The 12,821-nt window shown below is 69.6% G+C and carries 12 protein-coding genes; 6 read left to right on the top strand and 6 right to left on the bottom strand.

Annotation, left to right across the window (positions count from 1 at the left end; translation table 11 throughout):
- Window positions 1-491 precede the first annotated feature (491 nt).
- Both serS and WQO_RS17560 read left to right on the top strand, forming a co-directional pair.
- The gene (serS, locus tag WQO_RS17565) at window positions 492-1,769 is read left to right on the top strand and encodes a serine--tRNA ligase (protein ID WP_010060511.1); all 1,278 of its coding nucleotides are present in this window, start codon (window positions 492-494) and stop codon (window positions 1,767-1,769) included.
- Window positions 1,766-2,590, top strand: a complete 825-nt coding sequence (locus WQO_RS17560) for an HAD family hydrolase (RefSeq protein WP_010060509.1) — start codon at window positions 1,766-1,768, stop codon at window positions 2,588-2,590. The genes serS and WQO_RS17560 overlap by 4 nt, the downstream gene beginning before the upstream one ends.
- 73 nt (window positions 2,591-2,663) lie before the next feature.
- On the opposite strand, the gene WQO_RS17555 is transcribed toward WQO_RS17560, so the two are convergent.
- The 5 genes from WQO_RS17555 to WQO_RS17535 all read right to left on the bottom strand — a co-directional run bounded on the left by WQO_RS17555 (window position 2,664) and on the right by WQO_RS17535 (window position 7,236).
- A complete protein-coding gene (locus WQO_RS17555; RefSeq protein ID WP_010060507.1) occupies window positions 2,664-3,368 on the bottom strand; it encodes a hypothetical protein in 705 nt (234 codons plus the stop codon).
- A gap of 307 nt (window positions 3,369-3,675) precedes the next feature.
- Window positions 3,676-4,395, bottom strand: coding sequence for an ABC transporter permease (locus WQO_RS17550; RefSeq protein ID WP_010060505.1), 720 nt, complete (start codon window positions 4,393-4,395; stop codon window positions 3,676-3,678).
- 30 nt (window positions 4,396-4,425) lie between these two features.
- Window positions 4,426-5,337 (bottom strand): ABC transporter ATP-binding protein, encoded by a 912-nt coding sequence (locus WQO_RS17545; protein ID WP_010060503.1) that lies wholly within the window; start codon window positions 5,335-5,337, stop codon window positions 4,426-4,428.
- Window positions 5,334-6,242 carry an ABC transporter permease gene (locus WQO_RS17540; RefSeq protein WP_010060501.1) on the bottom strand — a complete coding sequence of 303 codons (909 nt, stop codon included), beginning with the start codon at window positions 6,240-6,242 and terminating at the stop codon, window positions 5,334-5,336. The genes WQO_RS17545 and WQO_RS17540 overlap by 4 nt, the downstream gene beginning before the upstream one ends.
- On the bottom strand, window positions 6,232-7,236 hold the full coding sequence (locus tag WQO_RS17535; protein ID WP_010060499.1) for an ABC transporter ATP-binding protein: 1,005 nt from the start codon (window positions 7,234-7,236) through the stop codon (window positions 6,232-6,234). The genes WQO_RS17540 and WQO_RS17535 overlap by 11 nt, the downstream gene beginning before the upstream one ends.
- A 260-nt stretch (window positions 7,237-7,496) precedes the next feature.
- On the opposite strand from WQO_RS17535, the gene WQO_RS17530 reads away from it, so the two are divergent.
- From WQO_RS17530 to WQO_RS17515, 4 genes are all read left to right on the top strand, one after another.
- Complete coding sequence (locus tag WQO_RS17530; protein ID WP_010060497.1) at window positions 7,497-8,357, top strand: M24 family metallopeptidase; 861 nt, start codon at window positions 7,497-7,499, stop codon at window positions 8,355-8,357.
- Entirely contained in the window at window positions 8,354-10,126 is a 1,773-nt protein-coding gene (locus tag WQO_RS17525; protein ID WP_010060495.1) for an SDR family oxidoreductase, read from the top strand. Before WQO_RS17530 ends, WQO_RS17525 begins: the two co-directional genes overlap by 4 nt.
- Entirely contained in the window at window positions 10,123-11,076 is a 954-nt protein-coding gene (locus WQO_RS17520) for a MerR family transcriptional regulator (protein ID WP_010060494.1), read from the top strand. The genes WQO_RS17525 and WQO_RS17520 overlap by 4 nt, the downstream gene beginning before the upstream one ends.
- 149 nt (window positions 11,077-11,225) lie before the next feature.
- Window positions 11,226-11,768, top strand: coding sequence for an RNA 2'-phosphotransferase (locus tag WQO_RS17515; RefSeq protein WP_010060492.1), 543 nt, complete (start codon window positions 11,226-11,228; stop codon window positions 11,766-11,768).
- A 46-nt stretch (window positions 11,769-11,814) separates the two neighbouring features.
- Here the strand turns inward: WQO_RS17515 and WQO_RS17510 are convergent, their stop codons facing one another.
- On the bottom strand, window positions 11,815-12,717 hold the full coding sequence (locus tag WQO_RS17510; protein ID WP_010060491.1) for an LLM class flavin-dependent oxidoreductase: 903 nt from the start codon (window positions 12,715-12,717) through the stop codon (window positions 11,815-11,817).
- Between the last annotated feature and the right edge of the window lie 104 nt (window positions 12,718-12,821).

Genomic DNA, 12,821 nt, shown 5'->3' with positions numbered 1-12,821 from the left:
ATCGTCGACAAATCAACCCAGTCACACCAGAGCCGTCCACAGACGCGTGAGGCGCCATGGGGTGCGCGTGTCACCTCAATTCCCTTGATCAACTCTTTGGGGCGATGGAATCCCATCCGAAAGAGCACGCGGGACGGGTTTGAGCGAAGATTCCGCGGGGCTTCGTCCGACTTCCGGAAGAATGCCCTCCGGCATCCACAGAACTTCCACACACCCTGTGGATAACTATTTCGACACCGACCCTCCTGTGGACAACAGGGACGGACACCCTCCCAACTCCCGCCTCCCTCAAGGCCGGTACGTCAAGGCGAGCCGCACCTTCTGCCCTGTTCAGGGGAGTTAAGCGCCACTATTGACGCCCCCCTTCCGCTCCGGGACCACCACCGAGCGGGATTCCTCCCCAGAAATATCAATTCCGGCAATTCGGTCATAGAGACACGCTCGGCAATATCGGTTCGAGTGCCAGAACCGCGCACCGGTAGCCTGGAGGGGTGATTGACCTTCGCCTGCTCCGTGAGGACCCCGACCGTGTTCGCGCCTCCCAGCGCGCCCGTGGAGAGGACGTCGACCTCGTCGACGCCCTGCTCTCCGCCGACGAGCTGCGCAGGTCGTCCGGCGTCCGCTTCGACGAACTCCGCAACGAACAGAAGTCGCTCGGCAAGCTGATCCCCAAGGCCACTCCCGAGGAGCGCACCGAGCTCCTCAAGAAGGCCGAGCAGCTCAAGGCCGACGTCAAGGCGGCCGACGCCGCCCAGGACGAGGCCGACGCCGACGCCAAGCGGCTGCTGCTCCAGCTCGGCAACATCGTCCACGAGGACGTGCCGGTCGGCGGCGAGGAGGACTTCGTCGTCCTGGAGACGCACGGCACCATCCGCGACTTCGGCGCCGAAGGCTTCGAGCCCAAGGACCACCTGGAGCTCGGCGAGGCGCTCGGCGCCATCGACATGGAGCGCGGGGCGAAGGTCTCCGGCTCGCGGTTCTACTACCTCACGGGCGTCGGCGCGCTCCTGGAGCTCGCCCTCGTCAACGCGGCGATCGCCCAGGCCACCGAGGCCGGCTTCACCCCGATGCTGACCCCGGCGCTGGTCCGCCCCCGCGCCATGGAGGGCACCGGCTTCCTCGGCCAGGCCGCGGAGAACGTGTACCACCTGGAGAAGGACGACTACTACCTGGTCGGCACCTCCGAGGTCCCGCTCGCCGCGTACCACATGGACGAGATCATCGACGCCGACAAGCTGCCCCTGCGGTACGCCGGGTTCTCCCCGTGCTTCCGCCGCGAGGCCGGCACGTACGGCAAGGACACCCGCGGCATCTTCCGCGTCCACCAGTTCGACAAGGTCGAGATGTTCTCGTATGTCGACCCGGCGGACGCCGAGGCCGAGCACCGCAGGCTCCTGGAGTGGGAGAAGCAGTGGCTCACCGGTCTCGAACTGCCCTTCCAGGTGATCGACGTCGCCACCGGTGACCTCGGCGCCTCGGCCTCGCGGAAGTTCGACTGCGAGGCGTGGATCCCGACCCAGGGCAAGTACCGCGAGCTGACCTCCGCGTCGAACTGCGACGGCTTCCAGGCCCGCCGCCTGTCCGTCCGGATGCGCGACGGCAAGAAGGTCCAGCCGCTGGCCACGCTGAACGGCACGCTCTGCGCCGTACCGCGCACCATCGTGGCGCTCCTGGAGAACCACCAGCTCCCCGACGGCTCGGTCCGCGTTCCCGAGGTGCTCCGTCCGTACCTGGGCGGGCGCGAGGTCCTGGAACCGGTCGCCAAGTGACCTTCCCGTACAAGCTCGTCGCGACCGACCTCGACGGCACGCTGCTGCGCGGCGACGACACGGTCTCCGAGCGCACCCGCGAGGCCCTGGCCGCCGCCACGGCGGCCGGTGCCGCGCACATCATCGTCACCGGACGCGCGGTCCCCTGGACCCGGCACATCCTGGACGACCTCGGTTACGAGGGGCTCGCGGTCTGCGGTCAGGGCGCGCAGGTCTATCACGCGGGCGAGCACAAGCTGCTGACCTCGCTGACCCTGGACCGCCAGCTCGCCGGTCTCGCGCTGTCCAAGATCGAGGCGGAGGTCGGCCCGCTGCACCTGGCGGCCAGCCGCGACGGTCTTGAGGGCGAAGTCCTGGTCGGCCCCGGCTACCGGGTGCAGGAGGGGCCGCTTCCGTATCTCTTCGTGGACGACGCCACCGAGATGTGGACGGCCCCGCTCAACAAGGTCTACATACAGCACCCGGAGCTGGACGACGACGCGCTGGCCTTCGCCGCGCGGGCGGCCGTCGGCAGCCTGGTCGACGTGGTCATGGCGGGGGCCGGTGTGGTCGAGATCCTGCCGCTGGGCCTGAGCAAGGCGACCGGCCTCTCGCTGGCCGCCCGTCGGCTCGGGGTGAAGGCGGCCGACACGATCGCCTTCGGGGACATGCCGAACGACATCCCGATGTTCGGCTGGGCCCAGCACGGGGTGGCCATGGCCAACGCCCACGACGACCTGAAGGCCGTCGCCCACGAGATCACGGCGTCCAACGAGGACGACGGCATCGCGGTGGTGCTGGAGGAACTGCTCCGCTCGGCGCCCGTACAGCCCGCGCGGTAGGACGGCACGACCCGCACCCCGGACAGCACGACAGCGGCCCGGCACCGTTTCCCACGGTGCCGGGCCGCTTCACTCAGCGCTGCCCGCGTTGCCCGTTACGGCGGCGCAGATCCTTCAGCTTCCCGGCGAAGGCGTCCATCCGCCCGTCGAGCCGTACGACGTCCTGCTGCACATCCGTCAGCCTCAGACTCATCGCGCCGACCACCTGATGCGTCATCTCCACCTTCCGGTCCAGACTGTCGAGCCGCTCCGACATCCGCACCAGCACCGGCCCGAGCTCCTGCAGCGCACTGCCGACTCCGGTGAGGCAGCTCTCGATGCGCGTGACGCGGTGGTCGAGGGAGGCATACTGCGTGCGGAGCGACTCCTCGGCGTCGAGGAGGTACGTGCGCACGCAGCGGGCGATGTCGCTGTCGCGAAGAAGCAGGGCGATGTTGAGGACGGTGCGGCGGGTGTAGAGCCGCAGCTGAGTGGCCGCCTGTGGATAACTTTCCACCCCGTCGCCTACCCATAGCGACATCATGTCGCTTTGGAAAGACCGCAGGTCAGCGCCGCGCAGCACGCGCATGCCGTTCTCGGTGAACTCCTCCTGGTGCCGGTCGGTCAGCCTCCTGACCGCCCCTGTGGATACTTCGAAGTAACGAGCCACGTCCTCTGTGCGAACGTGAATTCCGTCCGGGAGCATGACAAGGCTCTTCACCTTGTCGAGGACATCGACGCGCCCCATCTGCTCCCCGCGCAGCGCGCGCGATTCGAGCAGGGCGACTTCCGTGGGCATGGGTATGCCTTTCGTACGAGGGAATGACGACGACGGCCCACACCCTGGGCTTCAGGGGTGGAGGACGCTCACGGTTGCCACTCACTCGATGACCGGTCCGGTGGGCTGAGCCGCACCCGGTGCCGGCATTCCCCGATTTCACGATCGCTACGACGCCACGGATTCCAGTTGCCTCCACGCACCCTGCCCAACGACCCGATAAACACAACGTCACGCGCACGTCTGTCCGGTCATACGACGATCCCCGCCCTTGCCGGGGCAAGGGCGGGGATCGTCGGGACGCGGCAGGGGGCTCAGGCCGCAGGCCTCACTCCTCGCCCGCCAGCTTCAGGGCCCGCAGTTTCTGGCCCGCGTACCAGGTGGCGGCGACCGTGACCGCGACCAGCAGGACCGTGGCGAGCGGCAGGCCGACCTCCGAGGTCACCACGCCGTCGCCCGACACCTTCTGGGCGACCGCCAGGGACCACTGCTGGACGCTGAGCGTCCGCGCACCGGCCACCAGGCTGCCGAAGAGGGCCTCCCAGACCAGCGCGTAGACCAGACCGAGGACGACCGCGTGCCGGCTGACCGTGCCGAGCAGCAGGAACAGGGCGCTGTACGCGATCGAGGCGACTAGCGCCGCGATCGTGTAGGCGACGGCGATCTGCTGGCCGTTGCCGTTGAGGATCAGGCCCGCGAGCAGCGTCGGCAGCGCCGAGAACACCATCGTCACCGCGATGGCCACGATCAGCTTGGTGAAGATGATCGTGGGACGTTTCACCGGCTTGGCGAGCAGGTAGACGATCGATCCGTCGTCGATCTCGGGGCCGATCGCCCCGGTGCCCGCGATCACGCCGATCAGCGGCACCATCGTGGCGATGGCGAAACCGCCGAGGACGTTCGAGGCGATCTGGTCGTCGGCCCCGGCGAACATCCGCACGGCCGCTGCGATGAGCAGCAGCAGGGCGGGCAGGACGAACAGGATGGCGGCCCGGCGCCGGCCGAGCAGGGCCCGGTAGGTGAGCCGGGCGACTGTGGGGTCGTACATGACGGTGCACAGCTCCTTTCAGGCCACTACTCAGGCCGCTACAAGATAGGAAAAGACCGATTCGAGGGACTCGTCGGACGGCGAGACGGTGAGCAGCCGGATGCCCTGCTCCCGGGCGACCCTCGGCAGCAGCTCGGTGAACCGCCCGAAGTCGACGGCCTGGATGCGCAGCGCCTTCTCGGTGAGGTCGACCTCGATGCCCGCCGTGGAGGGGTCGGCGATGAGCGCGGCCGCGAGGGCCCGGTCGTCACTGGAGCGGACCAGATAGCGGTGCGGCCGGTCCTTCATCAGCCGGCGGATCTTCCGGAAGTCTCCGGAGGCCGCGTGCCGGCCCGCCACGATCACCTCGATGTGCGAGGCCAGTTGCTCGACCTCTTCGAGGATGTGCGAGGAGAACAGGACCGTACGGCCCTCGGCGCCCATCCGCCGCAGCAGCTCCATGAGCTGCATCCGCTGGCGCGGGTCCATTCCGTTGAACGGTTCGTCCAGGAGCAGCACCGAGGGCTCGTGGACCAGCGCGGAGGCCATCTTCACGCGCTGGCGCATGCCCTTGCTGTACGTGGCGATCTTGCGGTCCTGCGCGTACTCCATCTGGACCGTGGCGAGCGCCCTCTGCGCCTCGGCCCCTCCCAAACCCTGGAGTTCGGCGTTGGCGACGACGAATTCCTTGCCGGTGAGGAAGTCGTACATCCCTTCCCGCTCCGGGACGATGCCGATCTCCTTGTAGACGGCCTCGTTGCGCCAGATCGTCCGGCCGTCGAGCGTGACCTTTCCCGTCGAGGGGGCGAGGAATCCGCCCATCATGTTGATGAGGGTGGACTTTCCGGCGCCGTTCGGGCCGAGGAGTCCGGTGACGCCGGGGCCCACGGTCATGGAGACGTCGTTGACGGCGACCACGTTGCCGAACCAGCGCGAGGTGTGGTCGATCTCGATGGTGGTCACAGCCCGACCCTCCGGTAGCGGCGCATCAGGACGGCGTACGAGCCGGCGACGAGCGCGAGAACAACGATCAGGTAGACCACGCCGGTTCCGGCGCCGGGGCCTTCCCCTCCGGGGAAGGCTGAGGTCGCGCCCAGGAACGCGGTCTGGACGCCGTCGATCAGGGTGATCGGCGAGAAGAGGCCGAGCCACTGCACGGCGGATTCCGAACCGGTCTCCCAGGCGATGGCCTGGACCGTGGAGACGGCGCCGTAGGTGATGGTCAGGAGGGCGATCACCGCGGCGACGCCGAAGCCGCGCCGCGGGGTCAGGGCGGCCATCACCAGGCCGAGCCCGGCGAACAGCACGGACAGCAGCGCCACCGACACCAGCCCCTGGCCGAACCACTTGGTCTGATCGGCGAAGTCGAACTTCGCGAGCAGAGAGCCCACATAAAGGATGAGCAGCGGCGCACCGGTGAGGATGAAGAGCGCGGAGGCGGTGGCGGCGAACTTCGCGATCACGTAGTCGGCGTGTTCGATCGGCCGCGAGAAGTACAGGGGGACGGTCTTGAAGCGGAGGTCCCTGGAGACCGCCTGCGGGGCCTGGGCGGCGATGAAGAGGCCGATGACGGCCTGGAGGTAGATCGCGTACGAGGTGTACTTGACCACCAGCTTGCTGGCGTCCGGCGCGGCCATGGAGACCGCCACCAGGATCGCCGCGACCAGTGCCATCACGCCGAACAGCAGCATGGGCAGCACCTTGGACTTGGCGGAACGGCCCAGTCCGAAGGAGCCCCGCAGGGTCTGCGAGAACAGGGAGCGGCGGGCGTAGGCCCGGCCGAGCCGCGGTCCGTCGTAGGAGCGGTAGCCGATGTTGTGGATCCGGGAGGCGTCGCGCCCGGCCGCGGCCTTGGTCTCAGTGCTCATCGCGACCGCTTCCCTTCTGCTGGACGGCCCCGGCGGTGGCGGCCGCGGCCGGGACGGAGGCTGTCTGCGCCGCGCCCTGTTCGGTACGGAAGACCTCGGCGATCTGGTGGCGGCGCTGTTCCATGCGGACCAGGCCGAGCCCGAGCCCGGCGACGCTGTCGCGGACCACGTCGTACGTCTCCTCGCCCGTCGCCTCGATCAGCAGGATGTGGCCCGCGCCCGGCAGCCCCTCCGTGTCGATCCCGTCGTGGCCGATGAGCGTGACCCCGGCGTCAGTGAGGACCTTGCGCAGCGCACCGGTGCCGTCGGGGTGGGTGTCGCTGTCGGTCACCTCGACCGCGAGGGTCGCGGTGGTCTGGGTGAAGTCGCTGGTGGAGCTGGAGCGCAGGAGCGTTCCGCCGTCGATGACGACGACGTGGTCGCAGGTGCGTTCCAGCTCGCCGAGGAGGTGCGAGGTCACCAGCACGGAGATGCCGAAGTCGGTGTGGATCCGCCGGATCAGACCGAGCATCTCGTCCCGGCCGACCGGGTCGAGGCCGTTGGTCGGCTCGTCGAGCAGGACCAGCTGGGGGTCGTGGACGAGGGCCTGGGCCAGCTTCACCCGCTGCTTCATGCCGGTCGAGTAGCCGCCGATGGGGCGGTAGCGCTCCTCGTAGAGGCCGACGTGGCGCAGGGTGTCGGCCGTACGCTCGCGGGCCGCCGTGGGCGGCAGCCCCGACATGCGCGCCATGTGCACGACGAACTCGGTCGCCGAGACGTCGGGCGGCAGGCAGTCGTGCTCGGGCATGTACCCCACCCGTTCCCGGATGGCGGCGCCGCTGGTCGCGACGTCGAGCCCGAGCACCGCGGCCCGGCCTTCGGTGGCGGGGGAAAGACCCAGCAGGATCTTGATCAGTGTGGACTTGCCGGCTCCGTTGGAACCCACCAGACCGGTCACACCCGGTCCGATGTCCAACGTGAGCCGGTCAAGCGCGGTCACCCGGGGGAACCGCATGCTCAGGGCTTCGGTAGCGATTACGGCTGTCACGGAAATGACGTTAGTGGCGCGGACCACAGGGGTCGTCAGCCCTGACGGTTGGATCCGCGTCAGACTCCAGGCGTACACGCCCGTAGGGGGATACGCCGTGGATCCACCGCGGAGCCGGGGTTTTCCACAGGCCGTGCACACCCCTTGACGCAGCCGCCAGACATTGTCACATTCATCAGTGTCACGTTACGGGCACGTACCGCACACGGCAGGGAACGGACGGTGGCATGACCGGCTTGGCCAAGGCAGTGCAGGACACCAACACCCCGGAGCTGCGCGGGTTCAGAGAGGTTCAGCGCCTCGCCTATGCCTGCGCTGAGGCGGTCGCCGGTCAGCTGCGCTCCGGTATGACCGAGCGCGAGGCGGCCCGGATGCAGCGTGTGTGGCTGCGCGAGCGCGGTGTGCGGGACTGGTTCCACCTCCCGTTCGCCTGGTTCGGGGACCGTACGGCGTTCGCCGGGTTCAAGGTGCCGCTGCAGTTCTTCCCGACCGACCGGAAGCTGGAGCCGGGCATGCCGTTCATCCTCGACATGGCCCCGGTGTACAAGGGGTTCACCGCCGATGTCGGGTATGCGGGCTGCCTCGGCCTCAATCCGCTGCACGACAGGCTGCTGGCCGATCTGGAGGCCCACCGCGAGCTGATCCTGCGCGAGGTGCGCGAGCGCCGTTCGCTGCGCGAGATCTACGAGGACGTCGAACGCCTCATGACGGCACAGGGATACGCGAACCGGCACCGGGCCTACCCCTTCGGTGTGATCGCCCACAAGGTCGACCGCGTCGCCGAACGCCGTTGGTCCCCCCAGGTCTTCGGCTTCGGCACCCAGGCCCTCAAGGGGCTCGTGAGCGACGCGCTGCACGGCCACCGGGAGGGCTGGTCGCCGCTGTGGAGCCCCTACCGCTTCTCCGACCACCCGCCGCAGCCGGGCCTGTGGGCGGTCGAACCCCACCTCGGATTCCGGGGTACGGGCGCGAAGTTCGAGGAGATCCTGGTGGTCACCGACTCCAAGGACCCCGAGCAGAGCGCCTTCTGGCTGGACGACGATCTGCCGCATGTGCGGCGCTGGGCTGAGGAGAAGGTGGCGGCGTGAATCTGTCTCAGGCGCGTGAGCGGACCGTGCGTACGGGAGGTGTCGAGCTGTGCGTCGCCGAGCTGGGCGACGCGGGCCGGCCGACCGTGGTGCTGGTCCATGGCTACCCGGACAGCAAGGAGGTCTGGTCGGACGTCGCCGTCCGGCTGGCCGAGCACTGGCACGTGGTGCTGTACGACGTGCGGGGGCACGGAAAGTCCACCGCGCCCAAGCCGCTGCGCGGCGGCTTCACCCTGGAGAAGCTGACCGACGACTTCCTCACCGTGATCGACACGGTCAGCCCGGACCGGCCGGTGCACGTGGTCGGTCACGACTGGGGGTCCGTCCAGTCCTGGGAATTCGTCACGGTCGGCCGGACCGAGGGCCGGATCGCCTCCTTCACCTCGATGTCCGGGCCGTCCCTCGACCACTTCGGGCACTGGATCAAGCGCCGCATGGCCCGCCCCACCCCGCGCAAGGTGGGCCAACTACTCGGCCAGGGCGCGAAGTCCTGGTACGTGTACATGCTCCACACGCCCGTCCTGCCCGAGCTCGCCTGGCGCGGGCCGCTCGGCAAACGCTGGCCGGGGATCCTGGAACGGCTGGAGAAGGTCCCGGCGGGCGACTACCCCACCGCCTCCCTCCCGAACGACGCGGCGCACGGCGCCTGGCTCTACCGCGACAACGTGCGTGCCCGGCTGAGCAGGCCCCGCCCGGACGCCTACGCCCACGCGCCGGTCCAGCTGATCACCCCGACCGGGGACTCCTTCCTCTCCGAGCGGCTCTACGACGGCCTGGAGGACTGGGTCCCCACGCTGGTACGCCGCTCGCTGCCGGCCAAGCACTGGGTGCCCCGCACCCGGCCGGACCAGCTCGCCTCCTGGATCGACGAGTTCGTCACCGCGAACGAGTCCGCCGCGCGGGACGGCGGGCCCGTGCAGCAGACGGTGGCTCAGGGCCCCTACGCGGAGCGGTTCGGCGGTCAGCTGGTCCTGGTGACGGGCGCGGCCTCCGGGATCGGACGGGCCACGGCGTTCGCGTTCGCCGAGGCGGGCGCCCGGATCGTGGCCGTGGACCGTGACGCGGAGGGTGCCGCCCGCACCGCGGAGATGGCGCGGCTGATCGGGGCGCCCGCGGCCTGGGGCGAGGCCGTGGACGTCAGCGACGAGGACGAGATGGAGAAGCTCGCCGCCCGGGTCGCCGCCGAATACGGAATCGTCGACGTCCTGGTCAACAACGCCGGGATCGGACTCTCCGGCTCCTTCCTGGAGACCACGAGCGAGGAGTGGAAGAAGGTCCTCGACGTCAATCTGTGGGGCGTCATCCACGGCTGCCGGTTCTTCGGCAAGCAGATGGCGGACCGCGGCCAGGGCGGCCACATCGTCAACACCGCGTCGGCCGCGGCCTTCCAGCCCTCCCGGGTGCTGCCCGCGTACAGCACGTCGAAGGCGGCCGTGCTGATGCTCAGCGAGTGCCTGCGGGCCGAACTGGCGGAGAAGTCGATCGGCGTGAGCGCGATATGCCCCGGCATCGTCAACACCAACATCACCGCCACCACACGGTTCGCCGGGGCCGGCGCGGCGGAGGAGGAGCGGCTGCAGAAGCGGACCAGCCGGCTCTACGGCCAGCGCAACTACCCGCCGGAGAAGGTCGCCGACGCGATTCTGCGGGCGGTCGTGCGCAACCAGGCCGTGGTCCCGGTGACCCCGGAGGCGCGCGGCGCCCGGCTGCTGTCCCGGGTGAGCCCCGGGACGCTGCGCTCCGTCGCCCGGCTGAAGCCGCCGCTGTGACCGGGGCCGGGACGGAAGCGGGGTCCGCCGAGTACCGGATCGAGGACCTGGCGCACGCCAGCGGGGCCACGGTGCGCACGATCCGCGCCTATCAGGACCGGGGGCTGCTCCCGACGCCCGAGCGGCGCGGACGGGCCAATGTGTACCGGGAGGCCCATCTGGCCAGGCTGCGGCAGATCGCGGACCTGCTCGACCGGGGCTACACGCTGGCCAGCATCAAGGAGTTGCTGGAGGCGTGGGACGCGGGGCGGGGGCTCGGCGGGGTGCTCGGGCTCGTCGCGGAGGTGCAGGGGCCGTGGACGGACGAGGAGGCGGACCGGATCACCCGAACGGAGCTGGACGCGAAGTTCGGCGGCGCGCAGGACGACGAGGCGATCGCGGAAGCCGTGGCGCTCGGCGTGCTGGAGCGCGTGCCCGGCCGGGACGACGAGTTCCTCGTACCGAGTCCGCAAGAGCTGGCGGTCGCAGTCGAGTTGCACGCGGCCGGGGTGCCGCTGATGGCAATCTCCGGCCATCTGCGGGAGCTTCGCGGCCAGGTCGAGCACATAGCCTCCCGTTTCCTGGAGTTCACCACCGAGCACGTCTTCGCCCGCTACCTGGGCCACCGGCCGCCCACCGACTCCGACGCGGCCGAGGCGGCGTCCATGGTGCGCCGTCTGCGGCCGCTCGCGCAGCAGACGGTGGACGCCGAACTGGCCCGCGCCATGCAGTTGTTCGCCACCCGACATCTGCATCACCACCTAGGCGCCCAGGAAAGCACCATCGAGGGGAGTGAGACCCGTCCAGTGCTTCTTCCGCGCCGGACAACGCAGGCTGTGCAGGAACTCGTTGGCGCCGAGCAGGTGGCAGCGTTCGTCGCGGCAGCCGCCGAACGCGAGGTGCAGGCACGCACCTTGGACGCGCTCACCTCATCTCACACAAGAGACAATAAAATTGACCAAAAGGGTTAAATTGTCAACCCAGTTGTCCACAGAGTCGCCAAATAGGCTGTGGATAAGTTGAGTTGGCTGTGGATCAAACATCGACGCGGAGAAAGACGAAAAGAAGTCTGTAAGAAATCCGGATGCACCGACGAACCGCGCACGGGCACTCTGGCGGGATGGACGAACGTCGCACCGTCAAGGTGTCCAAGTACCTCTCGAAACATCTGCGGCACCAGCCGGAACGCATCGGCATCACGCTCGACGAGAACGGCTGGGTCGGCGTCGAGACGCTGCTGAGCGCGGCGGCCCTCCACGGCTTCACCATCAGCCGCGCCGAACTCGACCACGTGGTCACCGTCAACGACAAGCGCCGCTTCACGGTGGACGGCGACCGCATCCGCGCCAACCAGGGCCACACGGTCGCCGTGGACCTGGACCTGCCGCCGGCCGAACCGCCCGCGTACCTCTACCACGGCACGGTCGCCCGGGTGATGGAAGCGATCCGGGCCGAGGGCCTGCGCCCCATGACCCGCCACCATGTGCACCTGTCGCCCGACCGGGAGACGGCCACCCGCGTCGGCGCCCGGCGCGGCCGCCCCCTCGTCCTCACCGTCGACGCGGGCGCGATGCACCGTGCCGGGCATGTCTTCCGGGTCAGCGCCAACGGTGTCTGGCTCGCCGACGCGGTGCCGCCGGAGTTCCTGCGCCTGCGCGACTGAGGGGCCCCGGGAGCGGGAACCGCCGGATCTGCGCCGGCTGTCGCGCCTACGCCAGCTGCGCGGGCGCCTCGGTGGCGATGCGCTCGAAGACCTTCGGGTCGACGTCGAAGACCGAGTCCGGGATCGGGGCGTGGACGACGATGTCGGTGAAGCCCAGCTCCGCATGGCGGCCCGCGAAGTCGACGAACGCGTCCACGGACTCCAGCGGGGCGGTGCGGTCCGGGGTGAAGCCCGTCAGCAGGATCCGGTCCGGCTCCGAGGCGTCCCGGCCGATCTCCGCGCAGGCCGCCGTGAACTTCTCGCTCTGCGCCCGCAGCGCCGCCCGCGACTCCTCCGGGGTGCCGTTCTCGTACAGCTTCGGGTCTCCGGTGGTGACCCACGCCTGCCCGTGGCGGGCGGCGAGCTTCAGCCCGCGCGGCCCGGTCGCGGCGACCGCGAAGGGCAGCCGGGGCCGCTGGACACAGCCGGGAATGTTCCGGGCCTCGTCCGCGGTGTAGTGGGTCCCGCGCTCGGTCACCGCGTCCTCGGTGAGCAGGCGGTCCAGGAGCGGTACGAACTCGGCGAAGCGGTCGGCACGTTCGCGCGGGGTCCAGGCCTCCTGGCCCAGGGCGGTGGCGTCGAAGCCGTTGCCTCCGGCGCCGATGCCGAGCGTGATCCGGCCGCCCGAGATGTCGTCCAGGGAGATCAGCTCCTTGGCCAGCGTGACCGGGTGGCGGAAGTTCGGCGACGTCACGAGGGTGCCCAGACGCAGGCGTTCGGTAGCCGTCGCCGCGGCGGTGAGCGTGGGCAGGGCCCCGAACCACGGGCCGTCCCGGAAGGTCCGCCAGGACAGGTGGTCGTAGGTGTAAGCCGTGTGGAAGCCCAGCTCCTCCGCGCGCCGCCAGCGGTCACGACCGCCCTCGTGCCAGCGGTGGACGGGAAGGATCACGGTGCTCAGACGGGGGCTCATGCCTCTGAGCCTACGACCGTGCCCCTGCTCCGCGACCACCCGATGGCTTTGGCATATGCCAGAGGACTTTTCCGCAGATCAGCACCCCCACCCACTCACATGTG

The organism is Streptomyces globisporus C-1027, assembly GCF_000261345.2.
GTDB classification, from domain to species: Bacteria; Actinomycetota; Actinomycetes; order Streptomycetales; family Streptomycetaceae; genus Streptomyces; species Streptomyces pakalii.
This window is presented reverse-complemented; position numbering and strand designations above follow the sequence as displayed.